The following is a 25,476-nucleotide window of genomic DNA, read 5'->3' as shown; positions in this document are numbered from 1 at the left end:
AGCCTTATACTGAATCCGTGGTGAAAAAGTGGAGGACGTATGGATAAGTATATTGCTTTTATGCTGGTTGTTTTGTTATCTCCGGTTGATGTGCAAGCATCATATTTCAATACCGACCGGCCTCAAAAAATCATTGGATCATTTTTGAATGAGGTCGAACACATCGATGAAATAGCAGAATTCAGTAATGCGTTTGGATTTATACCAAAGAGTGTCGATGAAATTACACGCTATCTTGATGCTAATGTGTACAAGATGCTTCCGGTGATTTCGATAGGCAAGCTTCTGTTTGATCCGGAAACCGGCATGTACCGGAACGATCCGTATGGGATTATTGATGCAATTGAGATGTCTGCCGTGCACCATAGAGAAATTTTATTTTTATTCGATGAACCGTTGTGGATGATACGAAAGGCGTGTAGCGAAGGAAAACCCAAGGCATGCCATGATATCGAAAATCGCTATGCAGGCACTTTGTCTGCATTGAGATCGGTAGGGCGATTGCTTAGACAGCAATTTCCGGGGGCTGGTGTGATACATATTGAAGCTTGGGCTGAGTTAGTCCTGCAAAAGCAAGCTTACCCCGATGAACTCGTGATTATGCTGGATGATGCCGAGTATTTGGGTTTTGATTGTTATGGCGATTTTAATTTCTGCGGCTCGCCGGAACTGGGTTATAACTCACACGTTGATTATGGAACAGGGGTGTGGAGCACCATGCAGGCGCTCGAATCAGCGAATCCGATAGGCCGTAAATTATTTTTAGTGCCTGGAGGGTTCTTAGCCGACAAACTCTTTGACGATGTCGAAACGCTAATGGATCAACTATACCGATATGCCTATTTATTGGATCAATCGAAAGAAATTGGCGGGCTGGGTGTGTTCTTATGGAGCGATATGATCGAAGATGGCCGGTTTTTTACCGGTGCGCGGAATATTCAATCAATCGTTGATCTTATAGCTTTGATCGCGCAATTTTTCGGTACGGGGAATAAAACATCGTTTTAAGCGCTCGCGGAACATCTTTTACGATTCAGAGAGCCGGGTGTGTTGGAGCGCAATCCCGCAAAATTCACAGAATCTCGCCATCCACATAAAACCACCGGCCATTTTCCCGCACGAAGCGGCTGATTTCGTGCAAGCGGTGCGCCCGGCCGTTGATTTTGTAACGTGCGGTAAATTCCACGATGGCCTGATCCGCAGCAGTTTGTTCATGCCGTTTGACGGTTAAGCTAAGCCAATGCTGCGCCGGTTGTCCGGTCAAATTCAGGGAGGCCGGGCGTGTATTGGAATGCCAGGTGGCCAGCAGATAGTCTTCACGCATCAATGTATAGGCGCTGTAGCGTGAGCGCATCAGGTTTTCCGCCGTGATGGCAATTTCGTTTTGATCCAGATAACGGCCGCAACAGCTGTTGTATGGCTTGCCGCTGCCGCACGGGCAGGATGATTCTTGTGTGCTTTTCATGCTGGTACTCAAGATGCTGAGTATGCGGAAATTAATTCCAGCTTTTGGCTGCGCGATAGGGATTTTATCGATAGCTCTCTTTTTGTCGCTTCTGCGCGGTTTTTATGGAATTCTTGGTGTACAAGCTGGAATGGCCCACGGCCTTGGGTGTAGCGCGCGCCTTTGCCTGCGTCGTGCGCTTTGACTCGGCGCGTCAGATTGGTTGTGATTCCGGTATACAGACTTCCATCGGCGCATCTTAGGATATAGACTGTCCAATGCATATCAATTTTCTTTGTTGATCGTTCAATCTCAAACATAAAGTAAAAAGCTTGTGGCCAAAGAAGAGGCCGTGCTCACTGATATTGGTTTTATGGTGTAATTTATCACAATCCTCATTTTGCTATCGTGTAAACAATGGATACCCCGCAACGCCGCATCGCGCATCTGGATATGGATGCTTTTTACGCCTCGGTCGAGCTGTTGCGTTATCCAGAATTGCGCGGCTTGCCGGTCGTGATCGGCGGAAGGGACGAGCACCAGCCGGTGCTGCAAGCCGATGGCAAACGGCATTTTTACCGTTTGCGCGATTATGCCGGGCGCGGTGTCATTACCACCGCTACGTATGAGGCGCGTGCGCTGGGTGTGCATTCCGCTATGGGGGTGATGAAGGCTGCACAGCTGGCGCCGGATGCGATTCTGCTGCCGGTTGATTTTCCTGTTTACCGGCATTATTCGCGTTTGTTCAAAAGCGCGGTTGCCGGTATTGCCGCGCAGATTGAAGATTCCGGTATCGATGAAATCTATATCGATTTGACCGGTCTGCCGGAAGATACGCTGCCGCTGGCGCGGCGGATTAAGCAGGCGGTGAAAGACGCGACCGGGCTTTCGTGTTCGATTGGTATCACGCCGAATAAACTGTTGGCAAAAATCTGCTCCGATCTGGAGAAGCCCGATGGTTTGACCATCCTGGCGTTTGATGACATCGCGGAGCGGATTTGGCCGCTGCCGGTGCGAAAAATCAACGGTATCGGCCCCAAAGCGGCCAGTAAGCTCGCGTCACTGGGTATCACGACGATTGCCGAATTGGCGCAGGCCGAACTGAGTTTGCTTCAGACTCACTTCGGGCGCAGTTACTCAGCCTGGTTGTATGAGGTGTCGCGCGGGATCGATCATCGTCCGGTGATTACGAATGCAGAGCCTAAGTCCATCAGCCGGGAAACCACGTTTGAGCGCGATCTGCACCCGCGCCAGGATCGCCCCGGCTTATCCGAGGCATTTACCGCATTGTGTGTGCAGGTTGCCGGTGATTTGAAACGCAAGGGCTATGCCGGGCGTACCATCAGTATCAAGCTGCGTTTCGAGGATTTTCGCACTATCACGCGCGATTTTTCTCTGCCTGGCTATACCAACGATCCGGTCCGGATACGCAGGGCTGCCGGGGAGTGTTTACGCCGGGTGCCGTTGCAGAAGAAGATCCGGTTATTGGGTGTGAAAGTCAGCGCGCTGTGCGCCGAGACTGCCGTGCCGGCGGCCGACGCTTCCCGTCAATGGGAATTGCCACTGGTGTTGTGATTTCATCGCAACGCGGTTGACGTTAATATTCGATAAAGGACAGGTAACTGGTTGTTATTGCTATTTTGATTTTTACCCGCTCTTATACACTGGCTGGAATGAGATCCATGGATTGAATACCCGCTGTTGTTCGTTGCCCATCACAAAAATTTAATAAGGAATTGATCAATGATTGATCGCACGAATCTGTACCGGATTGCGCCTTTTGCTGCCTATGTTTTTTTCATGATATTGGAAGATGTGTTGTTGAAGTTTGGCTGGCAAGTTGATGAATTGCGTCTGCTCTATGTGGTGAAAATCGCAGTCGTGGCCGGTTTGTTGTGGGTGATGCGAAGCGCTTACAGTGAATTGCGCTGGCCCAGCGGTGCAGGCTTCCGGATTTGGGGGGCTGCGCTGGTCGCCGGTATTGTGGTCTTTATCGCGTGGATTAATCTGACGGCCGATTGGATGGTGATGGGTGACGCGGTGGGATTTGATCCGCGCGATAACGGTGAAATCGACTGGTTTCTTGTGACAGTGCGAATCATCGGCGCAGCGCTGGTGGTTCCGGTGATGGAGGAGCTTTTCTGGCGGTCATTTCTGATGCGCTGGATTGAGCATCCCAATTTTCTGACCGTCAATCCGGCGCAGGTTGGAATTAAAGCCTTCGGCATCGCTGCTGCCTTATTTGCGCTCGCGCACAGCTTATGGCTGGCGGGGTTATTTGCCGGTATTGTTTACGGTCTGTTATACACGCGTAGCAGAACGCTGTGGTTGCCGATTCTCGCGCATGCGGTTACCAATGCGGTATTGGGTATATGGATCGTGCTGACAGGGAATTGGGGTTTCTGGTAGAGGGAAAACGATGGCGGGAATTCCTTCCCGCCATCGTTTAAATTACATTTTCAGGGTGTTCAACTATTTCCTGATAAATCAAGTGACGTAGCGCGAATACTTGATCCGGTTTGATGCCGGTATATTCAACGCCCGTGCAGATTATTTTCTGATTTTTCTTGGCGCTTTGCTTGGCGGATCTGATGGTCGCTTTGATGGATAAAGGTATTTCCCTGTCATGTAAAGCGATAGCAAAAGATAGCGTGACTTCCGAACCTAATGTTCCCAATGGCAGGCTTGACGTGATTCCGGCGCCGCAGATACTGAGATCCGTGATGCTGATCGGAATTGATTTCTCAGCAACTGTTGCGGGGAAATTGCATTTGATTCGGCGTGACTTCCGGATACTTTGACCTTGTATGTCTTTGGGGAAAGACAAGTGTAAGTATTTAAAAGGCACTCGAATAATCTTGTCGACAAAAACGGTAAATTTATACGCATATTGCCCGGTAATTAAGCGCACGTGAATTTGCTCACCTTCAATAAAAGGCTCGCCGATTAATTGATCGGATGCAGGCATGGAGACAATCAAAGTGCTGTCCGGCACATAGCCGATCATGGAAACCGCGCATGAGTTGTTTTCGCTGGCATTTTTTGAATAAGTGGCCAAAGTGAGATGCATTTTATGGCCTACTTTCAGATGCATATCTTCAAAGCCGGTTTTTTCCGGTGCTTGAGTAACGGGTTCCGTTTGTTCTGGATCTTGCTTTTCCATGCGGAAGACCGGTAATTCTTCCAGTTGTTTTAACTCATCTTCCGTCTTGAAAATGTAACCGCGCTTTTGTATGGGTTGACGACCCTGATCGAATAAATCCCACGGCAGCGGTTGGCCAACCATCAAGTCTGTTGTTTGTATGGGTATCAAATCCATAGTCGTTTGCTTAAAGTTAATCGTGAAATTTGCTCAACGGACTAGTCAATCGGATCACGGGACGCGAACCTGCATTTAAACTGTCAGTATCAGATTTGCTTTTAACGGAGCGGTTGTTTTAAAACTTTAACAGCGGTGGGTGTATTACAGGGTTAAGATATAGAATAAACGCAAGGATTTTGCCTACGGATTGTAGGAAAAATTAAATATTAAAGGTGTGTTCCCGCTAATACTCTGGTGATGAATCAAGTATCAGTGACGAAGGCGCACAACACAATTTTCCGTGTTATATTTTTTTCTAATCAGTCAAATATCCCGAAGGTTTGCGTTGACCCTTCAAGCAATTCGGTGTTAGAGTTCAATCCATGTGCTAGTTATGGTTTTTGTGGCTCTATTATGTGTTTATTTTTTATAGTCTTTTTTAAAGAGGGGGAAGAATGGCGTATAAAGCGATCGACAAAAAACAGATGACGCATGCTGTGGCAGGAGGGTTGTTGCTGCTTGGTATGAGTTCATCTGGTGTTCATGCAAACAGCGTGATGAGTACCGACAGTTTAAATAATAATCCTTTTGCCAAAGCAATTAAAAATAGCGGCATTGAATTTGGTGGCTGGGTGCAAGGTGGTGCAACGTTTAACCCAAGCCAGACACATGGTTTCATGGGACCGGTTACTTTCGCGGATCAAGCGAACAGGTTTCAATTGAATCAATTAAATTTCTTTATACAACGCGGGGTAAAAACAGAAGGCAAAGGTTGGGATTTTGGTTTCCGGGCTGATTTTATGTTCGGTACTGATGCTATTTTCACCCAAGCTTATGGTAATCCCGCTTTTGATGTGAATAACGGCAGGCCCTTGGCGGATAGGGGTAACTGGGACCTGGAGATATGCTGTAATTCCAGCCGTACGTATGGCATTGCAATTCCGCAAGCTTTTGCCGAGATATATGCGCCAGTTGGTAATGGCTTGAATATTAAAGTGGGCCATTTCTATACACCAATCGGGTATGAAACGGTTCCAGCACCCAATAACTTTTTCTATACCCATGCCTATACGATGCAGTACGGCGAGCCTTTCACGCATACCGGCGTATTGGGTAACTACAATGTGAATAAAAACGTCGTGGCGATGTTTGGTACTATCGGCGGTAGCGGAACAGGCGGCTGGGATGGTAATTTTGACAAACAGATGGAAAATTGGGGCGGGATCGGTGGTGTCACATGGAGCAGTGATGATCACAACACTTCTCTCAATGTCAGCGGTACCGGTAGTACGACTTCAACACGCAACAGCAGTTTTTGGGGAATGTACAGCATCGTCCTGAAACATAAATTCACAGACAAAACGCATCTGATTCTGCAACATGATCACGGTTTTGCGGATAACGTTATGTTATTTAATAACATATATTCCGGTGTTGTCAAGGATGCGGAATGGTACGGTGTTAATTCACACTTTTACTATGATGTGACGCCGGATGTATCGGTCGGTGTGCGGGCTGAATGGTTTCGTGACCGTGACGGCTTCCGTGTGTTTGCACCGGGCAGGGTGACCGCGGCAACCGATTACACGGGAAGAAGCTTTGCGAGTAACATCGGCTTGTTGGGTACCAGTACTCCCGCCGATTATTATGCAGTGACCCTCGGCGCGAACTGGAAAGCCGCTAAAACATTAAAAATCGGCTGGCAAGGATTGAAACAATTGAACATCCGTCCGAATATCCGTTATGACCGTGTGGATGCATTGCACGAATCGCTGCAAGCTTCGGCTTACCGGCCTTTTGGCGGCAACAAGGATCAGATCGTATTTTCACTGGATGCGATTTTGCCTTTCTAAGTTAATAGTTTGATACATGTGACGAGAGTTATGAAATATGAAACAAAAAAATGCGCCCTTGGGCGCATTTTTTTATTCTGCAGTGAATTGATACGATATTGCTGTATCAGGTACATTAGATTATCCATACCTTCCCAATACTCCGGCGACCCGGAATGACTGCATCGTAGGCTTCGGAGGATCTGTCGAAGAGCTCCGCTACGCCTTGAAGCGAAGTTCTTCATTGAGGAATTGCATTCTTACCGGTGGTGACGGCGATGCGAAAAATCAATCGTATCGAGTCCGGATTGATCGTGCGATTCCCGCCCGTAGTAGCCATAAAGCTCGGGAGATTTGAGTAGCGTATGCCGGATGCGTTTGAGGGAAGCGGGCGACTCTCTTGCCGTCAAGTTAGCAGCTGCAGGATCATCCGAATTGATGATTGCGTTGGCTACCGCCAATCCCAGCAATTGTCCCTGCAAGTTGTCAAAACCGAAATGAACCCCCAGATAAAGCCTGCTGGCGCCATTCTCCAGTTGTGCTTGCGAGAACGTCTTGACTGAGCGGCTGGTGATGTTGCCTGTACCGCTGTTAGTTCCGGTAAGCCAAGGGAGGGTGCCCAAACTGACAGCTCCTCCATCGGGTCTGATCTTATCGCCAAAGAATGCACGCAAGATTTCAAACGCTGCGGCGCCGGTTGCGCTGTGCCCGGAGGTGTTGGAAGGATGGGATGGGGTTGCAGCCAGCGGGCGCCAATCGCTATAGCCATTGGTTACCGTGCCATCCGTTCCGGCATTCAATGCCGTAATCGGCCGCCAAAATTTCTGCTCGTATTTGGAAGCGAATGCGGCAATGCGGGCATCGGCGACAGCGCTGTGCAGCAGTGCGAATAGTTTGGCGTTTTGGTCCAGTGTTAACCCTCTGGCTGTGGAGGCGATGTGCGCGGCTTCATTGACGAAGAGCTCGGCATCGATTTTGTAGTACAGGGCTTGCGCGGTCTGGTCGGCGCTGCGAACGCTGGATGTATCCTGGCCATAGGCTTGGACATAATCCAGCTCCAGCTCATATTCCTGGCTGCCAACTTCGGGAGAAATGGGTACCAGCGCCACCAATCTGGCTTTCTCCGAGTTACTCAGGCTGAATGGCGTGACATCCCGCCAGTTCAGATCGATGGCCGGTCTGCCTTGGATCACGCCGCTGGCATCAAACCCGGTTGGCGCGCCGGTGCTGGGATTGGTAACTCCGGCTCCGGCATTGCTTTGACGCCACAGGCCGATGCCGGGATTGGTTGTTGGCGATAGCGCGGCGCCATAAGTTGTGGCTGGACTGGCATTGTCAAGCTGCCGCGCGGCAATAGCGGCGGCTGCCGCCTCTTTGCCCGCCTGGATACCCGGATCTGATGCTGTTACGCCCAAAGCGGCCAAATCAGCGGCGAGCTGTGTATCCAGCCAGATTCTGGTCGGTCCCCAAGCATCTGCCGCAGGGAGCTGACTCACGATCACATCGTGCGCGGCTTGCGCTGCTGCGGCTTGAGCGGAACCGGCATTGCTCTGATGGTAATAGTAATAACCGCTGCTGAAGTGGTTGATGGAATTTACCGCATCGAATACTGCGCGCGCCGCAATAGCGGAGATGCGGGTGGACAGATTGGAATTCAGCGTGACACCGCTGCCGGTGGTGCCATCAAAACCTTTGGTGGCTTTGGCGATATGCTGATTCCAGTCGGTAATTACATCAGCGTGCGCTGGAGGTGCGGATAAAATAATGGTTGCAGCAAGGGTGATAATGGCATGCGGCAATGAGAATAAATGGATTGAGATTTTCATGATGCCCTCTAAAATTAAATAGAGATGTGTCCGTCCGGCTATCCATTGGGAATGGTTTGCGTGTTCCAAGGTTTTGCTCAATAGCGACGATAAGCTAGTCAGTGTTCCAATCTCAGCCAATATAGCGGTTTCTGTAATCTTCTTCATGCGCTCTCCTGCATTTAATTGATTGATGAGTTAAGAGATTTCAATGGCATGCCGGAGAAAACGCACGATCACCTTACAGGTTGTTGAGAAACTAACTGTGCCGCCGCTACCCTGTGAAGAATAGGTTTAATGCTGGTTTGAATGCGTTTTCAAACGATCTGTCAGATCAGATGCGAACTCCGATGGCTGCTTACTTTATCGATCGTTATTTATAATGACAAACAATATTAATTCATCTATCTATAATAATTATGTATATAGGAGTGATTGACATTGCCGCTTGAAGAGACGGGAGTAAGGCCAACATGGATTTGGGCTGTTGCCGGTGCATTCAATCTGCGGCAACTTAATGGATGAGGGAGATAGTGTTTGCGGGAGATGAAAGATAAGGCGTTATTTCTTTGAATTGGAGTGGACTAAAGACGGGCTGATCGAATAAAAAGCTAGTTTCATTCCAATCCAAGAACTGGATTAAATTCTGTAGCATCCGGCTGGCTGTATTGCCGCACTGTGTGCAATAGATTATCCATATCGGCTGGCACCTCAGCTTCCCATGTCAGCATTTGTTGTGTTTGCGGGTGAGTGAGCGCCAGTTTCTGAGCATGCAGCGCCTGCCGGGGGAAATCAGCTAATCGTTGTCCGATGGCTTGCTGGATATTCTTGGGATGGCCGCCGTAAACAGGATCGCCCGCCAGCGGGTGCCCGATGGAGTGCATATGCACCCGTATTTGATGTGTGCGGCCCGTTTCAAGACTGCATTGAAGCAAAGTGCACCCGGAAAAATTCTCGAGCACCTGATAATGCGTAACTGCCGGTTTTCCTGTGTGGGTTACCGCCATTTTCGTGCGGTGAACGGGGTGGCGTCCGACCGGCGCATCGACACTACCCGATTGTGTCATTTCACCTAAAACCAGCGCCAGATAATCGCGTTTCACCGTGCGTTGCTGCAACTGGCGCACCAAGTTTGTTTGCGCTTCGAGCGTTTTGGCCACGACCAATAGTCCACTGGTGTCTTTGTCCAAACGATGAACGATACCGGCCCGCGGTACGTTTTCCAATTGCGGCGCGTGGTACAGCAAGGCATTCAGCAAAGTGCCCTGCCAGTTGCCATTGCCCGGATGGGTAACGAGACCGGCGGGCTTGTTAACGACGATAAGCGCTTCATCTTCGTACACAATGGTCAAGCTGATCGCTTCCGCCGTGTACACCGATTCCGCAGCGCTGTCCTGAGGCAAGATCCTGATATGTTCATTCCCCCACACTTTCTGTTTTACACTGGCTTTCACACCGTCCAGCGTGACCCTGTCCTCGCTAATCCAAGTTTGCAACCGGCTGCGCGACCAATCGGGCAGCAGCTTCGCCAACGCTTGATCAAGTCGTAAGCCGGCGTAATCTGCGGGAATCGTTAATTCAATGGCAGGCGTGGTAAGTTCATTGCGTGCTTGCGCTGGCGGCTTTACGCTATAATCTCCGGCTGCATCTTTGTTTTTTATGGAATTCGTCATGTTACGTAGTTTAGCTTTTATTCTGTTGTTAACGTTATCCGCGTGCAAATTATTGCAGGATCGCACGGAAGATCAGCAGGATTGGTCGGCCAATAGGTTTTATTCGGAGGCGAAAGAAAAACTTAATGAGGGCAATTATACTGCGGCTATCAAGCTGTATGAATCATTGGAAGCACGTTATCCCTACGGCCGGATTGCACAGCAGGCGCAGCTTGAAATTGCTTATGCGCATTATAAAAACGAAGAGCATGCTTCCGCGATCGCAGCAACGGACCGGTTTATCAAATTGCATCCGAATCATCAGAATGTAGATTATGCTTATTATATTAAGGCATTATCAAACTTTAACGATAATTGGGGCATGATGGGGTTCTTGCTGAGAGGCCCGCTGAAGCAGGACATGAGCGAGCGCGATTCAAAAGCTTCGTACGAGTCGTTTGAGAATTTCAAGGAGCTGGTGACGCGTTATCCGGAGAGCAAATATGCGGCTGATTCCAGGCAGCGGATGGCGTATTTGCTGAATTCCATCGCCATGAGCGATATTCACGTCGCGCGTTACTATATGAAGCGCAAAGCCTATGTCGCCGCAGCCAACCGGGCGCAAAACGTGGTGAAGGAATATCCCCGCACACCGGCTACCGAAGAAGCCTTGTATATTATGATCAAAGCCTATGAAGCGCTGGGAATGTACGATTTGCGCGAGGATGCGGAACGCGTGATGCGAATCAATTTTCCGCAAAGTTACTTTTTGACCGAGTTGCCCGAAGTGGGCGGAAAAAACTGGTGGCAATTCTGGAGAAACTGACGCTGCCCGATCACACCTGGGTTATTTCCTGACCCACTTACAGATGAACGGCCAGCACATCGCATTGCGCGTGATAGAGAATGCCTGACGCCGTCGAACCCATCAGCACCGCCAATCCGTGCCGTCCGTGGGAACCGGCGACAATCAAATCGATCCGTTCTTGCGCGGCCAGCCGGATAATTTCCTGTTGCGGTTCACCCCAGATCAGCCAGCGCCGTTGCGCTGCAATACCGAGTTGATCGCTCATCCGGATTAATTTGTTTTTTTCCGCTTCCAGCAAATCATCCGATGAATCTTCATCGAGTGAAATCACCGTGCCATAGGGTGTGTCAGGCATGGGAATATTATCCAGCACATGAATGATGTGAAGCTGCGCATTAAACTGCTCTGCCAGCGATTGCGCTTTTTGTGCGACAGCCTGGCCATGATCGGAAAAATCGACAGCGAGCAAAATATTCTGATATTGATTCATGTTGAGTTCTTTTTGTTGAGTGGATGCAAAAGCGGCAATACGCATTCTAAAACAGGCAGGCACTTTATCATAGCTGTGCTCGTGAGAGCCGCAATGATACTGTGTTATCCGTCATCCTGCGGGCGCAGATAATAGGACAAAAAATCACTGACGCGCTGCTCGTATTCTCTGCCGGCATAGCTGTGCATATTGAAATGCCGCGCGCCGGGGACAATCCATAATTCCTTGGGAAATCTTGCCGCATCGAACAAGCGTTCGGTTTCCGTTTGCGTTGTGTGCACATCATGCGTCCCGGAAATGAACAATACGGGCGCGCTGAGGTTATTGATCCGCGTGATCGGACTCAGTGCATCCAGGGAAACATCCAAGTAGAATGATAGTTGCCACAGCATGAGCGGCAACAGGATCGAGCCATGATCGCCAAAATGCAGCTTTAACCGGTTATCAACCGCTTCTTCGATGGTGGGGTGAAGCGACTCCAGAATGACAGCGTCCAGTTTCAGATTCTGCTGCGCGAGCACAATCGCGGCCGCTCCCAGGGAAGCGCCGATCGCGCCAATCCGCTCGGACGGAAAGGTCTTGCGCAGAAAGGCGACGGACGCTTCGACATTTTCCGCTTCGCGCAAACCGAACGTAATGTGATCTCCGGCAGTTTCCCCATGCGCTTGCAGATCGATAAACAGCACACTGTATCCTTGATCCTTCAGAAATCGCGCCCGGCTCAGCATTTCCATCCGGTTGCTACGCATCGAATGCACCAGCAGCAGCACACCGCCACCGGGTTTTCCGCGAGCCAGCCAACCATGCACGGTGACTCCTTGTTGCGAGGGAATTTCCACGGACTCCACCGGAAAATCCGCTGACAGTGTACTCACTGCCGTGGGTGCCGGAGCGGTCAGAAGCGGGCCGAGGGAAAACAGCATGAGTGTGATGGCGGTGGTTGCGATGGTGATGAGCAGGATCCGGAAGCGAGTTGTGTGTTGCATAATTGCAAATGAGTGATAAGCGTTGTCGGGGAATGTTTGTTTATCTTCTAATCCAGCCAATATTGCTGAATAGGGCGTAATACCTGGAGTGCAGGGAATCGGGTAAAAACATTAATGAGTACTTTAACTGATGATAAACAAGCCCGGATAGAGATGATTTTGACATTTCACTTTCAGTTCTCTATATGATGCTAATGAAATTTAAAAGTAAATTAATTTAGTGATCGACTTTTAGGGGTTAGATTGTGAAATTGAATTTCCTTTTTTTGAATACACTGGCTGCAAAAGATATACAGATCGTAAGAAACGTTAACCCGCAATGGATGCTTTTGCTCTGACTGCCGCGGCAAGGCAGGTTTTATCACAGAGACATAAATCCTATGCATTAAACTGCAAAGCTTAGGCAGGATTGGATACCTTATCATGATTACTAAAGAGCACAAAGAATTTCAGGAAAGGATGCGTTTGGTGTTGGCTGCATTTGCGCAAGAGCTGCCGCACCGGATCAGTGAGATTGAGTCTCTATGGCAAAAGCTGCGGTCGGAATGGGATAGCAAAGCTTTGCAGGAAATGCATCGTTCCGTGCACCATTTGGTCAGCAATGGTAAAACGTTCGGTTACCCGGAACTGAGTGTTGAAGCACGTGCGCTGGAAAAAATCCTGAAAAGCATGTTGCAGGTTACGACTCCGGTAGACGATTCGCAATCGAGCCGGATTTTGCAGCAGATCGACGCCTTGAAGCGGATTTCTATCGAGCAGGAATCCAAGCAAGCACAGGATGCCGCTGCGACGGTTCATGACGAAAATGCATTGTTGCCGAACGCGCAAACATCCAGCCTGATATATGTCGTGGAAGCGGATGCCGAAGCCGCGCAGGAGCTTGCACTGCAACTGCGCTATTACGGTTACGAAGTGGAGGTATTCAACCACCTGGATAAATTCCGCGCCGCCGTGCAGCACAGGCCCGATGCCATTATCCTGATGGATGTTGAGTTTCCGGAAGATGAAATGGGCGGGATTCTGGTCATGGAACAGATTCAGAAAGAGCTGGCGCAACCGGCCCGGGTGATCTTTATCTCAACGCACGATGCGATGGCTTACCGGCTCGGTGCCGTGCGTGCCGGCGGCGTGGCGTATTTCACCAAGCCGATCAACTCCACCGAATTGATTGATCAACTCGATTTGATTACCGCCTCGCAAATTCAGGAGCCGTTCCGGGTATTGATTGTGGACGATAGTCAAACCATATTGGCGTACCACGCCACGATACTGGAACAAGCCGGGATGCTGGTGAAAACCGTGGGCGAACCGCTGAAGCTGCTGGGCGCATTGAACGATTTCAATCCCGATCTGATTCTGATGGATCTGTATATGCCAGGGTGTAACGGCGTTGAACTGGCGCGAGTCATCCGGCAAATCGATGGTTTTCTGAGCACCCCAATCGTATATCTTTCTTCGGAAAATGATTTCAATACACAAGCGGAAGCCATGAGCTTGTGCGGCGATGATTTTCTGGTCAAACCGATCGGGGCCGGGCATTTGGTTTCGGCCGTGACGACACGGGCGACGCGCGCGCGCTTTTTGCGTTCGATGATGATTCATGACGGTTTAACCGGTTTGCTCAATCACACCGCGATCAAGGAAGAATTGGCGCGCGAAGTGATACGATCCAGCCGTTTGAGCTCGCCGCTCTCGCTGGCGATGGTGGATATCGACTTCTTCAAGAAAGTGAATGACACCTACGGACACGCCGCAGGCGATCGTGTGCTCAAGAGCCTGGCGCGGCTACTGAAACAGCGTTTGCGCGAAACGGATATCGTCGGACGTTACGGCGGCGAGGAATTCGCCGTGATCATGAACGATACCGATGCGGCGTCGGCGGCCAAAGTGATTGATGAGATACGCACGGTTTTCTCGCGCTTGCTGCATCTGAGCCACGATGAAGAGTTTTCAGTCAACTTCAGCTGCGGGATTGCCGATCTCGCGCATTTTTCCGATGCCGTGAGCCTGAGCGAAGCAGCTGATAAAGCGCTTTATCAAGCGAAACAAAGAGGGCGCAACAAGGTGATCGTGAATGCCGGGGATTGAATCCGCGTAGTTACCGGTCATCGCTGCGGGTACGCAGCAAGCGGGGCGGATGGATATCCGTATCGAAAGCGAATTGCCGCTTACTGAAAGCGGCGCGGGATTGTGGATCGGAATCAATAGTTTCGATCGCTTCGATGACCGCAACGCGCGGCGCCAGACCGGCGCGATTAGCCACCTGAATGGCAAGCCCGGGGCGGGCGTTGAGCTCGATGATCATCGGCCCTTGATCCCTATCCAACACCAAGTCCGCACCCAAATAACCCAAACCAGTCATCTCATAACAAGCGGCAGCCAGCTGCAATAGCTTATCCCAATGCGGTACGGTCAATTCGGCAAAAGTCTTGCGTGTATCCGGGTGGTGCGTGACGGATTCGCCGTACTGCACCGCATGTAACGCCCGGCCTGTTCCGATGTCGATGCCAACGCCGACCGCGCCCTGATGCAGATTCGCCTTGCCATCGGAAGCGTGCGTGGTCAGCCGCAGCATAGACATGATGGGATAACCGCGCAACACGATGATGCGGATATCGGGAATACCTTCATAACTGTAATCGGAGAAAACCGGGTCAAGCTGGATCAGCGATTCGATCATCACGGTATCCGGTTTGCCGCCCAAGCTATGCAATCCGCTCAGAATATTCGATACATGCCGTTCGATGTCGGCCAGTTGTATCGCATCGCCGCTGGGTTTGAAGTAAAGATTATGGTCATGTTCGGTAATCACCAGAATACCTTTGCCGCCGCTGCCCTTGACCGGTTTGATGACAAACTGGCTGTATGGATGCAATATTTCCTTCAGCGACTTCACATCATGCTGATACTGCACGGTACCGAGCAATTTGGGCACGGTGACCCCGGCTTGCTGCGCCAGCAGTTTGGTTTTTAACTTGTCATCGACCAGCGGATATAAGTGGCGCGGATTATAGCGCGAGATCAAACCAAAATTTCTTTGGTTCATGCCGATAATGCCGAAACTCCGCAGCTTCTTAGCGCTTGCCAGCAACATTGCGTCGTTCCAGGGCGTGAAAACGGTACAGCTCGGATAAACGGTAACCGGTATATTGTCCAAGAATCAGGATCAGTGCCAGATTGACCAGCATCAGCTCGGGAAAATTAAAGGTTAAATATTCAATCGTGCGGTTGGTCATAAATAAATACGCAATCACCGCAGTCAACAAACTGCCGCCACCCTGGATGAAAACTTCCCGGGGGCCGTCTTCCTCCCACAGCACCGACATGCGCTCAATGGTCCAGGACAGAATGATCATCGGGAAGAAAGTCACGGTCATGGCCTGATCGAGGCCGAGTTTGTTACTGAGGATGCTGATACTCGCAATAATGGCGATGACCACAATGATCACCGCCGAGATGCGCGCGACAAACAATAAGTTCAGTCGCGACAAATAGGATCGGATCAGCAGCCCCGTGCCCACCACGGTGAGAAAAATGATGAGGCCGGTGAGCAATGTGGTCTGTATCAGCGCCAGTGCAATCAGGATCGGCATGAACGTGCCGGACGTGCGGAGACCGACCAGCAAGCGCATGATCACCACAATCAATGCGCCGATCGGCAACAGCAAAATCATTTTGAACGCATTCTGTTGCTCGATCGGCAAGCTGTAAATGGAAAAGTCGATGATGCCGGCTTGCTTGTTCATACTGTCGCGCACCACCAAATCCCGGGTGGAATGAATATTGCGGATAATGGAAAAGGATATCTGCGAGTTTTTACCGCCGACCACATCCAGCAGGGATTGGTCGCCACGTTGCCAGACCAGGAATTTTTTCGGTTTTCCGCTTTTTCCCGAGTTTTGGTTGAACAGCAACCATTCGTTACCGATATACACTTCCACAAAATTGGTCAGCGACTGTCTGCGGCGGCCATCTTCCAAGTACAAACCACGCACGATGCGCGCGCTGATGCCTTCCAACGCCAGCAAGTTGATGATCAGGTGGGTTTTGTAATCTTCACTGGACTGATCATTAATCAGCAAACTCAAGTTCTGGCTGGGTGCTTTGGAATTTAACGTCGTGATCAGTTCCCGGGTAAAAATTTCGGTGTTGGCGGATCTACTGCGCACCTGATCCAGCAATGTGGTTGCTGCGGTTTTAATGACTTCATCAAATTCCGGTTTCTCCGGTTCCGGGGGCAGGTCTGGCGTATCGGGTGGCTGGGTGAGCTGGCCGGTTTCGTACATACTCAGGCGATAATAAGCTGTCTGCAAGCCGGATGCCGCCCTTTTACTCCACTGCGCGCGGCGTCCCGACGGGGAAGTCAATTCGCTGAAGCTGTAATCGGAAGAGGCAAAATCTTCTTCCATAAAAACAGTATTGGGGGTTTCGGGTGGTAGCGCGAAGGAAACGATAACGGGATCGCCACGTGCAACAAAATCGATTCTGGCTTCGATGGTCCACACTGATTTTTTGTCATCCGGCGATAACGGAAACCCCAAAGCGAAATGCTTGTACAAGGTCAAGCCGATTCCCAATCCCAGGAGCAGGATGACTACAATATAGAGTCTTAATTTGGCATACATTATTTTGTCGTGGCGGCTGCGGGATTATCGGCTGTAACCGGAGCGGGTTTTTTACTGACATCGACAATGGCCAGGTCTTGCAGCAAGTTGCGTCCGATCAGCACCTGGTGCTTAAACCGGCTGCGATTTTCCAAGGTGAAGTTGATCTGCTCATCGATATCGGCCAGTATCACGCGCATTCTAACCACCGGGCGGCGTTGCGATTCCCGGTTTCCCAGCTCCTTGACGCGCGCGTAGCGGCGCAGACGCCGGGTGAGTTCTATTTTCTCCCCGGTTTGCGGGTGAATTAAATTGAATTTCACAAAGGGTTTTCCATCCCGCTCGAATTCGACAATGTCCAGTGCATTCAACGACGACGTTTGCGCGCCGGTATCGATGCGTGCGCTGAATTCAAGGCCCGGCGGATCAAGATGCACGATCTCTATACCACCCAGCACGGTTTTTGCGTCGATTTTCCCGGCGTCTTTCAGCGCGGCGGATGCTTCCGTATTCTCGCAAACGCATCCATCCGCTTTGGGAGCGCCGGCATTGTCATCGCCAGTGGAAGGTTTGTCCGTCTGATCTTTTTCCAGCGATTTTTTCAGCTCGACCAGTTCGGCGAACAACGTGACCAGCTCGGATTCCCGTGCATTGACGCGGGCTTCGCGCTCGGATAATGGATCGGACTGCGGATTGCAAGCGGAGAGCATGAAGCACACGAGCAGTAGGATTAAGCAATGGCCGGAAATTTTAGTGGAGTAGTATGAATGAGTGATTCTCATGACCGTGTTTTCTAATTCTTTGAGAGTATGGCATTACTGCCGGATAAATGGTACCCGTAAAATGGGCCGGTTGTGCCCGATGCTTCATCGCAATGTCCGCCAATAGGGCGATACAGCGGTTCATCCGGCAAGATAATTGTGTGCGTTGTTATTGTAGATGAATCGATAAGGTCTGGTTTTTGTACGTGCAGGCGTAGCGGTGAATTTCCAGGCAGTGCGACGTCACGGTAAATTGAAAGCTCCCTGTTTTTTCATTGCGGGTATCGAACTTGAATTCAAACAGCCCGTTCTGATCGCTCGGATAGGATTGATCGGCAGCTACCGATCCGTCCGAGCGGGTCAACTTAAAGTTGAGCAAAACATCGGGTGCCGGTTGTTCGTTGTAATCCACTCTGCCATGCAAAACAATGGTTTCTCCGATGGTGTACTGCGTCTTGGGATCGATCAGAATTGGCTGGGATATATGCGTTGCCCATGCCTGACCGGTGAATCCGGTTAAGACTATCAGCCATGCGGATAAAAGCAAAAAGGTTTTTTTTGAGATCATGATCAATGCGGTAACAAGTTGGAATTCATTAAGGGAGCGGAGCGGGAAGTCAATGCCGGTGCAGAAGGCTATTTCTTGGGCAGGAAAAGATCGGTAATAGTTCCTTCCGCTATCTCCGCGGCAAACAGCACGGTTTCCGAAAGTGTCGGATGCGGATGGATGGTTAGGCTGAGATCCTGCATGTCCGCACCCATTTCCAGCGCCAGCACCGTCTCGGCAATCAACTCACCGGCGTTGACACCGGTCATGCCAGCGCCGAGTATGCGGCGCGTGGTTTTATCCAGCAGCAGTTGCGTCAAGCCTTCTTCCCGCGCCATCGAGATCGCGCGGCCGCTGGCAGCCCACGGGAAGACGGCTTTTTCGTAATCGATACCTTGCTTGATCGCCTCTTTTTCGGTCAGGCCCATCCAAGCGATTTCAGGATCGGTGTAGGCGACCGACGGAATCGTGCGCGCGTCGAAGATGGCTTTGTGCCCGGCGATCACTTCGGCGGCCAGTTTGCCTTCGTGGCTGGCTTTATGCGCCAGCATCGGTTCGCCCACGATATCGCCGATAGCGAAAATATGCGGCACGTTCGTGCGCATTTGCGGATCGACCAGGATAAAACCACGTTCGTTGACCTGAATGCCGATTGCTTCGGCGCCGATCTCGCGTCCATTCGGACGGCGTCCAACCGCCATCAGAATGCGGTCGTACGTTTGCGGTTGCGGTGCGTTGTCACCGTCGAAGGTGGCGGTCAATCCGGCTTCGGTAGCTTCTATTTTCGTGACTTTGGTTTTCAGATAGATCGCTTCGTAGCGTTTGCCGATGCGGCGCTGCAGCGGTTTGACCAGGTCTGCATCGGCGCCCGGAATCAATTGATCCATCCATTCCACCACGCTGATTTTACTGCCCAGCGCGGCATAAACCGTGGCCATTTCCAGGCCGATAATGCCGCCGCCGATGATCAGCATGCGTTGCGGCACATCGCTCAGCGCCAGCGCGCCGGTAGAATCGATCAGACGCGGATCGTCGTACGGAAAACCGGGAATGCGCGTGACGCTGGAACCGGCGGCGATAATGCAGTGCTCGAACGAAACCGTTTTCAATCCTTCCGCCGTTTCGACTTGAATGCTGTGTGCTGTGGCAAATTTTCCGCTGCCGTGCACGACTTCGACCTTGCGCTGTTTGGCTAACGCTTTCAGCCCCTTCGTTAGTTTGACAATGACCGATTCCTTCCAGCCGCGCAGTTTATCGAGGTCGACTTGCGGTTTGCCGAATACAATTCCATGCGACGCCACTTCCTCCGCTTCGGTGATGACTTTGGCCGCGTGCAGCAACGCTTTGGACGGAATGCAGCCGACATTCAGGCACACGCCGCCGAGCGACGAATAGCGTTCGATCAGAATGACTTTCTTGCCCAGATCGGCCGCGCGGAAAGCGGCGGTATAGCCGCCGGGACCCGCGCCCAATACCACGACATCCGCGTGCATATCGCCCGGAACGATGGATTGCGAAGATGCGGCGGGTGCTGGCGCAGCTGGTTGAGCAGGTGCTTGTTCGTGTTCTTGAGTAGTTACTTCCGGGTGCACCGGTGCGGCAGATTGCTCCGTGACTGCCAGAGTGAGAATGACGGTGCCTTCCGACACTTTATCGCCGACCTTAACCTTGAGATCTTGCACCACCCCGGCTTGCGGCGCGGGTACTTCCAGCGAAGCTTTGTCGGTTTCCAGCGTGATCAGCGAAGTTTCTTTTTCAACTTTATCGCCGGGTGCAACGAGCACTTCGATGACCGGAACATCCTTGAAATCACCGATATCGGGAATTTTTATTTCAACAGTTTGCGTCATAACACCCTGGTTGATAAGTGAGTGCCATGCACTCGGTTTGATGCGAAAAAGTACGTGTGCGGCGGATTATTGCCGCAATTGGCCGTCGCCCAGCACGATGAATTTCTGGCTGGTCAATCCTTCCAGTCCGACTGGGCCGCGCGCATGGATTTTGTCGGTCGAAATACCGATTTCAGCCCCCAGACCGTATTCAAATCCGTCGGCAAAACGCGTCGTGGTATTGACCATCACCGAGCTGGAATCGACTTCGCGCAGAAAACGGCGTGCGCGTGTGTAGTTTTCCGTGACAATCGCGTCGGTGTGTTGCGAGCCGTACTTCGTGATGTGATCGATCGCTTGGTCCAACCCGTCGACAATGCGGATGCTGAGAATTGGCGCGAGATATTCCTCGTACCAATCCTGTTCGGTGGCTTCCTTGATTTGCGGAATGATGCCGCGTGCTGCCGCATCGCCGCGCAGTTCAACATTTTTATCGAAGTAAATCTTGCTCAGCGCAGGCAGAATTTTTGCTGCGATACCGGCATGGATCAGCAGCGTTTCCATCGTGTTGCAAGTGCCGTAGCGCTGCGTTTTGGCGTTGTCGGCGATGCGGATCGCCTTGTCGAAATCCGCCTGATCGTCGATGTACACATGGCAAACGCCGTCCAGATGCTTGATCACCGGGATGCGCGCCTCGTTGGCGATGCGCTCGATCAACCCCTTCCCGCCGCGCGGCACGATGACATCGACGAAGTCCTTCATCGTGATCAGCTCACCTACCGCCGCGCGGTCGGTGGTTTCAATCACTTGCACCGCGCTTTCCGGCAAACCGGCCACGCGCAAACCTTCCTTGACGCACGCGGCAATCGCCTGATTGCTGTGAATCGCTTCCGAACCGCCGCGCAGAATCGCCGCATTGCCCGCTTTCAGGCATAAACCGGCGGCATCGGCGGTCACATTCGGGCGCGCCTCGTAAATGATGCCGATCACACCCAAAGGCACGCGCATTTTGCCGACCTGAATGCCGGACGGACGGTAATTCAACCCGCTGATCTCGCCCACCGGATCGGCCAGTGCGGCGATCTGCAGCAAGCCTTCCGCCATCGTTGCCACGCCTTTGGCCGACAACGTCAAACGGTCGATCATCGACGCCTCCAAGCCCTTGGCGCGCGCATTGTCCAGATCCTTGGCGTTGGCTGCCAGTAAGAGCGCTTCGTCGCGCCGGATAGCATCCGCCATCGCCGTCAGCGCGCGATTCTTCGCCGCCGTATCCGCTTTGGCAACCAGCCGTGACGCTGTACGCGCTTCCTGTCCGACGGCTTGCATGTAACTTTTGATATCTGTGGTATTCATGGATTTCGTTTTGATAAGGATATGAATTTCCGGGTAGTGGGGCATTATAGTACAAGATGGAAGCGATAGGATAAGCGGCAACGGCCGCGGTGATTCACAAAAGCCGGAGGGGTGCGGTTATTCGTAGTGCGTCCACAGGCGCAGAATTTTTACGATTTTTTCTTGTTCGAGAACTTGATAAACCAACCTATGTTGAATGTTGATGCGCCGAGAGTAGGCACCGGATAAATCACCCACTAATTTTTCATACGGCGGGGGATTTTGATACGGATTTTGCCGGATAATGTCGAGCAGTGCCTGCGCCGTTTGTTTTAAACCGGCGGATGATAGCTTCTTTGCATCTTTTCTGGCTTGGCTGGTGTAAACGAGCGACCACATCACCAATCCAAGTCTTTGCTGCATTGACTGACGCCGGTAGCGAGTCCCTCAATAATCGACTCACGCATGCCGGGAATCGATAACAAATACAGCGTCTCATTGATCGCATTCCAATCTTCCTCGGACAGCAGCACGGCGTTGGCTCGTTTTCCTTTGATCATGATCGGCTGGTGAGTCTGAGCCGTTTCGTCAATCAAACTGTACAGTTTTGCTCTGGCTTCCGTGGCGTTGAGTATGGTCATAGTCACCTCCAAAAAATAGAAGCGTACGCTGTGGCGTACGTGGTGTCAAAGAGAAAAGTAATCACCTGGAAATGGTGCGATTGATTGGAGCAATACCCGGCGCAACTCCAATTGCGCGCTATCGGGCTTCGCGCTTCATTCAGTCCCGATTCAGACAGATCGCATTACAGTGACCCCAGCGGCAATTTGTGCGGAAAGTACGACTGAAAGGAGAGGTAAAATGAGCATCACAAGAATCGAATTATTCTCTCGCAAACAAGGCGAGCCGGGCGTACACATTCTGTTCCTTGTGCTGGCCGTTATGCTGCTTTCCGGCTGTAAAACCGTGCCCATCCAGGACAGGAATTTTGCCGGAAACGGTGGTTTCTGGGAGCAAGACGAGAATATGGGGTTCCGCCTTCATCGCAACGCCGGAGCGAGCGATGCCGTCATCGGAACGCTCTATGCGTCGGGCAAAAACGTGTTATTGAACGGCGAGCAAGTAAAAGTTTCTGCGCCGGTAAAGAATAACGCGTTCATAAGCTCGGGGATGCAAAGCGGCGCACGCATTGAATTCAAAGCATCGGATTCAACCTGCTCGATACGCGTCGACCAGTTCAATGCCGGCAAAGCGTACGCGGACACATCGAGTTGTCTGCACGATATCGAAACACTGCATGCCAGGATACAAGCCCAAAACGCAGTGCTGCAAATCAACGTATCGCAACAGCAAACCAGCATTATGGTGCTCAGCGGCACAATTGAAGTGATGACGCGGGAGGATACAGGGCAATTCGTGGTTGTCCGGGCGGATCAAAAAATTACCGTCACGCCGGATGCCATCGGCCAACCCCATGCACTGGCCCCGGATGAAATCTGGCAACGCATGCGCTGGCGCGAGGATTTTCAGCTCTATAAAACCGTCGTTGACTGGAGAAAAGTAGTCTCCGGTGTTGCTATCGTTGCACTTGTCGCTGCTGCGATATTATTTGGTAAGGGCCGTGGCGGGAGTGGGCATAGCCATGGTTTTCCTCGGCATCGGTAGATAACGATCATCAGTCTCAAGTCAACTATGCATTTTCTTTGTTCGAGACCTGATCCCGTTAGTGTTTTGCGACTGAGCGGTTCCGTCTTGAAAACGAAATGAAAACGCGGCTTTGTTGATGCTTCACTAGCTGCTTCCGGGATTCTCGTTCGGCTGTACGAGCTGATAGTTGTCTTGCGGAGCCTAAAGTAAAAGTAAGGAACGGCGTGTTTTTGCATCGTTCCTTTTGATTGGTGAGTTAGAGCCTTCTCGGGGCGCTCTTGAGCGTTTCATCAATAGCAGCAATGAGTTTTCCAAAACTTGTTGTTACATCATTTCGAGCCTCCTCAGACTCGGCTCTTGTCTCATGTTTCATGTCTTGCGATATGTACCAACCGGCAGAGTGCGTAACATCACGAAGAGCGGAAGCAATGCTCGGGTAGCGAAGAAAGCGACCCGTTGCAGCACGCAAGAGCTGTAATTTTTCCCGTGCGGCAGCTCGTTCTTCATCAGATCGAATATTGTAAGAGAGCAAATCTTCGACAAGGCGGCCTGCGGTGTCTTCAAGCTCAGAGAATCGATTGAGTTCCCTCTCCCAAAGAACTTTCCGCCGCTCTCGCCCTTCATTGAGATGTGCGCTCCAGAAGAGATTAACGATTGAGACTGCTGCGGCGACACAGGCAACAATAATTGCTGCGTAATCCTTGAGTGCGATAAGCAATTGTTCCATGGCTTTAACTAGAATTAAGTACCTGAGATAACGTAATCTATTACATCAAAGATAAAATCTATCATGGCATGTTGCATGCAATTTGCTTTTTTTCATGAGACTGGATCAACTGGAGTTTTTTCATAATAAATTTTTCTTTATCTACAGCAGCTCGATCTTGATTGGAGATCGCGACAATTCAAAACACCATCACATGATCCACTAAATACCTTCCATCCCGATGCACCAGCACCATTTCCGCAACAAACTCGCCCGGTGCTTTCGTGAACGCTTGCTTCCAAACAAGCGCTGCCGAGTCCGAGCGGCGGAAGACGGAGACAGGGATTCGCGTAGTGAAGTAGCCTTTTTCCGTCTGGTATTGCTGGCAGATGCATTGAAAATAATCCAGCGTGACGATGGTTTTCAGCCGCTCGGTGAAATCGCGCACATGCCGGGCGTGGTCGAGCTGGGTGGAGGCATCCATCAAGTTATCCATGATTGGATCGGCGATCGCCAGAATCTGCTGTTCGCTCATGATTTCAAAGTTCAGGGTCATTTCCTTTAACGCGAATACCGGTTTTTTATTCCGCGATGCTGATACCCGAACCGCCCATTTCCTTCGGAACATCTTTCATCTTGGGCAGTCCGTCCGCGATGCGCAACACGGATTCCTGATAATGCACGTGAATGGCTGGTTGGAACGAGAAATTCTGCAGGATGGGGGCAAATACATCGATGAGATTCCAGCCGGGATGCTCGGAGTAAATATGACCGCCGCATGTTTTGCACCATTTGCGGGCACTTTGCGGCGTTTTGTTGTAGGTGCCGATGTTGTCCGCGCCGCGCGTAATTTGCAGCGCTGCGGGCTTCCATAGCGTAAAAGCATTGACCGGACCGGCAGACCAATGCCGGCAGGATTCGCAATGACAATAACCCATCGCATCCGGCTCACCGGTTACCGTAAACTCAACCGCGCCACAAAAACAATGGCCCTTGTATACCTTTTGATCCATGGAAATCTCCTTGATGGTTTCGTCTATGAACAGGAAGTGTCCGGCTGTCGGATCGTTACTTTCCTGGCGTGTTTTCCAGATCGGACTGTTTCTTGTAAGTTTCATAAGAAGCACCGGCATTGGCCAGGCAGCGCTCGCGTTCCTGTTGATCCACCAGCTGGGTGCATTGGTTGCGTTGCCATGCCTGCCCGGTATTGTGGAGTTGCTGCGTGGTGCAACCGGTTGCCGTCAATATAGCGATGGCGGCAATGATAGCCAGAATGCGGGAGCTCATGCGACGTGTTCGTCGCCGATGACGTTGATCATCCAGGCGATACCGAAGCGGTCGGTGAGCATGCCGAAGCGCGGCGACCAGAAGGTTTTGGTCAGCGGCATTTGCACCTGGCCGCCATCGGACAGCGCGGCGAAATAGCGATCCGCTTCGGCTTCTGTGGCGACCGAAATCGACAGCGAAAAGCCTTTGAATTGCGTTCCTACTTCGCAACCATCCGAAGCCATTATCACATTGCCGGCGACGCGGAAGCTGGCGTGCATGACTTTGTTTTCAAATCCCGGTGGCAGCATGCCGGGCGGCGTGGGATCGGGGCTTTCGCTGAAGCGCATCAGCATGTCGACCTGCGCGCCGAGCGCGGTGCGGTAGAATTCGAGCGCTTCTTCGCAGCGCCCGCCGAACATCAAATACGGTTGAATTAAAGGGTTGGCCATGATGATTCCTCCTT

27 protein-coding genes are annotated in these 25,476 nt (G+C 51.3%); 7 read left to right on the top strand and 20 right to left on the bottom strand.

The genetic code is table 11. The features are described 5' to 3' along the window. Positions 1 to 39: 39 nt before the first annotated feature. Positions 40 to 1,008 carry a hypothetical protein gene (locus tag R2083_RS12450; RefSeq protein WP_317531567.1) on the top strand — a complete coding sequence of 323 codons (969 nt, stop codon included), beginning with the start codon at positions 40 to 42 and terminating at the stop codon, positions 1,006 to 1,008. Positions 1,009 to 1,072: 64 nt separating this feature from the next. Here R2083_RS12450 and R2083_RS12445 read toward each other — a convergent pair whose 3' ends face one another. Together R2083_RS12445 and R2083_RS12440 are read right to left on the bottom strand one after the other, a co-directional pair. Then, positions 1,073 to 1,465: a YchJ family protein gene (locus R2083_RS12445; RefSeq protein ID WP_317531566.1), complete on the bottom strand. Its 393-nt coding sequence runs from the start codon at positions 1,463 to 1,465 to the stop codon at positions 1,073 to 1,075. Positions 1,466 to 1,473: 8 nt separating this feature from the next. Beyond that, a complete protein-coding gene (locus R2083_RS12440; RefSeq protein ID WP_317532090.1) occupies positions 1,474 to 1,728 on the bottom strand; it encodes a GIY-YIG nuclease family protein in 255 nt (84 codons plus the stop codon). 133 nt (positions 1,729 to 1,861) lie between these two features. On the opposite strand from R2083_RS12440, the gene dinB reads away from it, so the two are divergent. Both dinB and R2083_RS12430 read left to right on the top strand, forming a co-directional pair. Next, the gene (gene dinB, locus R2083_RS12435) at positions 1,862 to 3,019 is read left to right on the top strand and encodes a DNA polymerase IV (RefSeq protein WP_317531565.1); all 1,158 of its coding nucleotides are present in this window, start codon (positions 1,862 to 1,864) and stop codon (positions 3,017 to 3,019) included. Between the two features lie 168 nt (positions 3,020 to 3,187). Continuing rightward, positions 3,188 to 3,853: a CAAX prenyl protease-related protein gene (locus R2083_RS12430; RefSeq protein WP_317531564.1), complete on the top strand. Its 666-nt coding sequence runs from the start codon at positions 3,188 to 3,190 to the stop codon at positions 3,851 to 3,853. Between the two features lie 37 nt (positions 3,854 to 3,890). Here the strand turns inward: R2083_RS12430 and R2083_RS12425 are convergent, their stop codons facing one another. Next, positions 3,891 to 4,763: a flagellar brake protein gene (locus R2083_RS12425; protein ID WP_317531563.1), complete on the bottom strand. Its 873-nt coding sequence runs from the start codon at positions 4,761 to 4,763 to the stop codon at positions 3,891 to 3,893. A 437-nt stretch (positions 4,764 to 5,200) separates the two neighbouring features. Here R2083_RS12425 and R2083_RS12420 point away from each other — a divergent pair, with 437 nt between their 5' ends. After that, on the top strand, positions 5,201 to 6,598 hold the full coding sequence (locus R2083_RS12420; protein ID WP_317531562.1) for a porin: 1,398 nt from the start codon (positions 5,201 to 5,203) through the stop codon (positions 6,596 to 6,598). Positions 6,599 to 6,837: 239 nt separating this feature from the next. Here R2083_RS12420 and R2083_RS12415 read toward each other — a convergent pair whose 3' ends face one another. Next, positions 6,838 to 8,550: a vanadium-dependent haloperoxidase gene (locus R2083_RS12415; RefSeq protein ID WP_317531561.1), complete on the bottom strand. Its 1,713-nt coding sequence runs from the start codon at positions 8,548 to 8,550 to the stop codon at positions 6,838 to 6,840. 449 nt (positions 8,551 to 8,999) lie between these two features. Next, positions 9,000 to 10,055 carry a 23S rRNA pseudouridine(1911/1915/1917) synthase RluD gene (gene rluD, locus R2083_RS12410; protein WP_317531560.1) on the bottom strand — a complete coding sequence of 352 codons (1,056 nt, stop codon included), beginning with the start codon at positions 10,053 to 10,055 and terminating at the stop codon, positions 9,000 to 9,002. Here rluD and R2083_RS12405 point away from each other — a divergent pair. Then, positions 10,054 to 10,860, top strand: coding sequence for an outer membrane protein assembly factor BamD (locus R2083_RS12405; RefSeq protein WP_317531559.1), 807 nt, complete (start codon positions 10,054 to 10,056; stop codon positions 10,858 to 10,860). The two genes, rluD and R2083_RS12405, sit on opposite strands and share 2 nt — an antisense overlap. A gap of 37 nt (positions 10,861 to 10,897) precedes the next feature. Here R2083_RS12405 and R2083_RS12400 read toward each other — a convergent pair whose 3' ends face one another. Then, a complete protein-coding gene (locus R2083_RS12400; protein WP_317531558.1) occupies positions 10,898 to 11,332 on the bottom strand; it encodes a universal stress protein in 435 nt (144 codons plus the stop codon). A gap of 104 nt (positions 11,333 to 11,436) precedes the next feature. Further along, a complete protein-coding gene (locus tag R2083_RS12395; protein WP_317531557.1) occupies positions 11,437 to 12,318 on the bottom strand; it encodes an alpha/beta hydrolase in 882 nt (293 codons plus the stop codon). A 423-nt stretch (positions 12,319 to 12,741) separates the two neighbouring features. Between R2083_RS12395 and R2083_RS12390 the strand changes: the two genes are divergently transcribed. Next, positions 12,742 to 14,406 (top strand): diguanylate cyclase, encoded by a 1,665-nt coding sequence (locus tag R2083_RS12390; RefSeq protein WP_317531556.1) that lies wholly within the window; start codon positions 12,742 to 12,744, stop codon positions 14,404 to 14,406. A gap of 10 nt (positions 14,407 to 14,416) precedes the next feature. On the opposite strand, the gene R2083_RS12385 is transcribed toward R2083_RS12390, so the two are convergent. The 8 genes from R2083_RS12385 to R2083_RS12350 all read right to left on the bottom strand — a co-directional run bounded on the left by R2083_RS12385 (position 14,417) and on the right by R2083_RS12350 (position 22,032). Continuing rightward, positions 14,417 to 15,412 (bottom strand): alpha-L-glutamate ligase-like protein, encoded by a 996-nt coding sequence (locus tag R2083_RS12385; RefSeq protein WP_317531555.1) that lies wholly within the window; start codon positions 15,410 to 15,412, stop codon positions 14,417 to 14,419. Then, positions 15,393 to 16,943: an inactive transglutaminase family protein gene (locus R2083_RS12380; protein WP_317531554.1), complete on the bottom strand. Its 1,551-nt coding sequence runs from the start codon at positions 16,941 to 16,943 to the stop codon at positions 15,393 to 15,395. The genes R2083_RS12385 and R2083_RS12380 overlap by 20 nt, the downstream gene beginning before the upstream one ends. Continuing rightward, a complete protein-coding gene (locus R2083_RS12375) occupies positions 16,943 to 17,704 on the bottom strand; it encodes an ATP-dependent zinc protease (RefSeq protein ID WP_317538652.1) in 762 nt (253 codons plus the stop codon). The genes R2083_RS12380 and R2083_RS12375 overlap by 1 nt, the downstream gene beginning before the upstream one ends. A 148-nt stretch (positions 17,705 to 17,852) precedes the next feature. Next, entirely contained in the window at positions 17,853 to 18,251 is a 399-nt protein-coding gene (locus R2083_RS12370; RefSeq protein WP_317531552.1) for a hypothetical protein, read from the bottom strand. Positions 18,252 to 18,319: 68 nt separating this feature from the next. After that, complete coding sequence (lpdA, locus tag R2083_RS12365) at positions 18,320 to 20,080, bottom strand: dihydrolipoyl dehydrogenase (RefSeq protein ID WP_317538651.1); 1,761 nt, start codon at positions 20,078 to 20,080, stop codon at positions 18,320 to 18,322. A 66-nt stretch (positions 20,081 to 20,146) separates the two neighbouring features. Beyond that, a complete protein-coding gene (locus R2083_RS12360; RefSeq protein ID WP_317538650.1) occupies positions 20,147 to 21,412 on the bottom strand; it encodes a glutamate-5-semialdehyde dehydrogenase in 1,266 nt (421 codons plus the stop codon). 117 nt (positions 21,413 to 21,529) lie between these two features. Continuing rightward, positions 21,530 to 21,814, bottom strand: a complete 285-nt coding sequence (locus R2083_RS12355) for a Txe/YoeB family addiction module toxin (protein WP_317538649.1) — start codon at positions 21,812 to 21,814, stop codon at positions 21,530 to 21,532. After that, on the bottom strand, positions 21,790 to 22,032 hold the full coding sequence (locus R2083_RS12350; protein WP_317538648.1) for a type II toxin-antitoxin system Phd/YefM family antitoxin: 243 nt from the start codon (positions 22,030 to 22,032) through the stop codon (positions 21,790 to 21,792). The genes R2083_RS12355 and R2083_RS12350 overlap by 25 nt, the downstream gene beginning before the upstream one ends. A 220-nt stretch (positions 22,033 to 22,252) precedes the next feature. On the opposite strand from R2083_RS12350, the gene R2083_RS12345 reads away from it, so the two are divergent. After that, a complete protein-coding gene (locus R2083_RS12345) occupies positions 22,253 to 23,056 on the top strand; it encodes a hypothetical protein (RefSeq protein ID WP_317538647.1) in 804 nt (267 codons plus the stop codon). A gap of 238 nt (positions 23,057 to 23,294) precedes the next feature. On the opposite strand, the gene R2083_RS12340 is transcribed toward R2083_RS12345, so the two are convergent. The 5 genes from R2083_RS12340 to R2083_RS12320 all read right to left on the bottom strand — a co-directional run bounded on the left by R2083_RS12340 (position 23,295) and on the right by R2083_RS12320 (position 25,462). Beyond that, complete coding sequence (locus tag R2083_RS12340) at positions 23,295 to 23,765, bottom strand: hypothetical protein (RefSeq protein ID WP_317538646.1); 471 nt, start codon at positions 23,763 to 23,765, stop codon at positions 23,295 to 23,297. A 178-nt stretch (positions 23,766 to 23,943) separates the two neighbouring features. Further along, on the bottom strand, positions 23,944 to 24,300 hold the full coding sequence (locus R2083_RS12335; protein WP_317538645.1) for a hypothetical protein: 357 nt from the start codon (positions 24,298 to 24,300) through the stop codon (positions 23,944 to 23,946). 25 nt (positions 24,301 to 24,325) lie between these two features. Then, on the bottom strand, positions 24,326 to 24,862 hold the full coding sequence (locus tag R2083_RS12330) for a GFA family protein (protein WP_317538644.1): 537 nt from the start codon (positions 24,860 to 24,862) through the stop codon (positions 24,326 to 24,328). After that, on the bottom strand, positions 24,813 to 25,031 hold the full coding sequence (locus R2083_RS12325; protein WP_317538643.1) for a hypothetical protein: 219 nt from the start codon (positions 25,029 to 25,031) through the stop codon (positions 24,813 to 24,815). Before R2083_RS12325 ends, R2083_RS12330 begins: the two co-directional genes overlap by 50 nt. Continuing rightward, positions 25,028 to 25,462 carry a VOC family protein gene (locus R2083_RS12320; protein ID WP_317538642.1) on the bottom strand — a complete coding sequence of 145 codons (435 nt, stop codon included), beginning with the start codon at positions 25,460 to 25,462 and terminating at the stop codon, positions 25,028 to 25,030. The genes R2083_RS12325 and R2083_RS12320 overlap by 4 nt, the downstream gene beginning before the upstream one ends. Between the last annotated feature and the right edge of the window lie 14 nt (positions 25,463 to 25,476).

The sequence above is a fragment of the Nitrosomonas sp. Is35 genome (genome assembly GCF_033063295.1).
GTDB lineage: Bacteria > Pseudomonadota > Gammaproteobacteria > Burkholderiales > Nitrosomonadaceae > Nitrosomonas.
The sequence above is the reverse complement of the archived record's forward strand: the minus strand, read 5'-3'. Positions and strand labels throughout refer to the sequence as shown.

What these genes read in the sequence shown, in the direction of transcription:
- R2083_RS12450 (WP_317531567.1), top strand. Translation starts at nt 40, where the DNA reads ATGGATAAGTATATTGCTTTTATGCTGGTTGTTTTGTTATCTCCGGTT.
- R2083_RS12445 (WP_317531566.1), bottom strand. Translation starts at nt 1,465, where the DNA reads ATGAAAAGCACACAAGAATCATCCTGCCCGTGCGGCAGCGGCAAGCCA.
- R2083_RS12440 (WP_317532090.1), bottom strand. Translation starts at nt 1,728, where the DNA reads ATGCATTGGACAGTCTATATCCTAAGATGCGCCGATGGAAGTCTGTAT.
- dinB (WP_317531565.1), top strand. Translation starts at nt 1,862, where the DNA reads ATGGATACCCCGCAACGCCGCATCGCGCATCTGGATATGGATGCTTTT.
- R2083_RS12430 (WP_317531564.1), top strand. Translation starts at nt 3,188, where the DNA reads ATGATTGATCGCACGAATCTGTACCGGATTGCGCCTTTTGCTGCCTAT.
- R2083_RS12425 (WP_317531563.1), bottom strand. Translation starts at nt 4,763, where the DNA reads ATGGATTTGATACCCATACAAACAACAGACTTGATGGTTGGCCAACCG.
- R2083_RS12420 (WP_317531562.1), top strand. Translation starts at nt 5,201, where the DNA reads ATGGCGTATAAAGCGATCGACAAAAAACAGATGACGCATGCTGTGGCA.
- R2083_RS12415 (WP_317531561.1), bottom strand. Translation starts at nt 8,550, where the DNA reads ATGAAGAAGATTACAGAAACCGCTATATTGGCTGAGATTGGAACACTG.
- R2083_RS12405 (WP_317531559.1), top strand. Translation starts at nt 10,054, where the DNA reads ATGTTACGTAGTTTAGCTTTTATTCTGTTGTTAACGTTATCCGCGTGC.
- rluD (WP_317531560.1), bottom strand. Translation starts at nt 10,055, where the DNA reads ATGACGAATTCCATAAAAAACAAAGATGCAGCCGGAGATTATAGCGTA.
- R2083_RS12400 (WP_317531558.1), bottom strand. Translation starts at nt 11,332, where the DNA reads ATGAATCAATATCAGAATATTTTGCTCGCTGTCGATTTTTCCGATCAT.
- R2083_RS12395 (WP_317531557.1), bottom strand. Translation starts at nt 12,318, where the DNA reads ATGCAACACACAACTCGCTTCCGGATCCTGCTCATCACCATCGCAACC.
- R2083_RS12390 (WP_317531556.1), top strand. Translation starts at nt 12,742, where the DNA reads ATGATTACTAAAGAGCACAAAGAATTTCAGGAAAGGATGCGTTTGGTG.
- R2083_RS12385 (WP_317531555.1), bottom strand. Translation starts at nt 15,412, where the DNA reads ATGTTGCTGGCAAGCGCTAAGAAGCTGCGGAGTTTCGGCATTATCGGC.
- R2083_RS12380 (WP_317531554.1), bottom strand. Translation starts at nt 16,943, where the DNA reads ATGTATGCCAAATTAAGACTCTATATTGTAGTCATCCTGCTCCTGGGA.
- R2083_RS12375 (WP_317538652.1), bottom strand. Translation starts at nt 17,704, where the DNA reads ATGAGAATCACTCATTCATACTACTCCACTAAAATTTCCGGCCATTGC.
- R2083_RS12370 (WP_317531552.1), bottom strand. Translation starts at nt 18,251, where the DNA reads ATGATCTCAAAAAAAACCTTTTTGCTTTTATCCGCATGGCTGATAGTC.
- lpdA (WP_317538651.1), bottom strand. Translation starts at nt 20,080, where the DNA reads ATGACGCAAACTGTTGAAATAAAAATTCCCGATATCGGTGATTTCAAG.
- R2083_RS12360 (WP_317538650.1), bottom strand. Translation starts at nt 21,412, where the DNA reads ATGAATACCACAGATATCAAAAGTTACATGCAAGCCGTCGGACAGGAA.
- R2083_RS12355 (WP_317538649.1), bottom strand. Translation starts at nt 21,814, where the DNA reads ATGCAGCAAAGACTTGGATTGGTGATGTGGTCGCTCGTTTACACCAGC.
- R2083_RS12350 (WP_317538648.1), bottom strand. Translation starts at nt 22,032, where the DNA reads ATGACCATACTCAACGCCACGGAAGCCAGAGCAAAACTGTACAGTTTG.
- R2083_RS12345 (WP_317538647.1), top strand. Translation starts at nt 22,253, where the DNA reads ATGAGCATCACAAGAATCGAATTATTCTCTCGCAAACAAGGCGAGCCG.
- R2083_RS12340 (WP_317538646.1), bottom strand. Translation starts at nt 23,765, where the DNA reads ATGGAACAATTGCTTATCGCACTCAAGGATTACGCAGCAATTATTGTT.
- R2083_RS12335 (WP_317538645.1), bottom strand. Translation starts at nt 24,300, where the DNA reads ATGACCCTGAACTTTGAAATCATGAGCGAACAGCAGATTCTGGCGATC.
- R2083_RS12330 (WP_317538644.1), bottom strand. Translation starts at nt 24,862, where the DNA reads ATGAAACTTACAAGAAACAGTCCGATCTGGAAAACACGCCAGGAAAGT.
- R2083_RS12325 (WP_317538643.1), bottom strand. Translation starts at nt 25,031, where the DNA reads ATGAGCTCCCGCATTCTGGCTATCATTGCCGCCATCGCTATATTGACG.
- R2083_RS12320 (WP_317538642.1), bottom strand. Translation starts at nt 25,462, where the DNA reads ATGGCCAACCCTTTAATTCAACCGTATTTGATGTTCGGCGGGCGCTGC.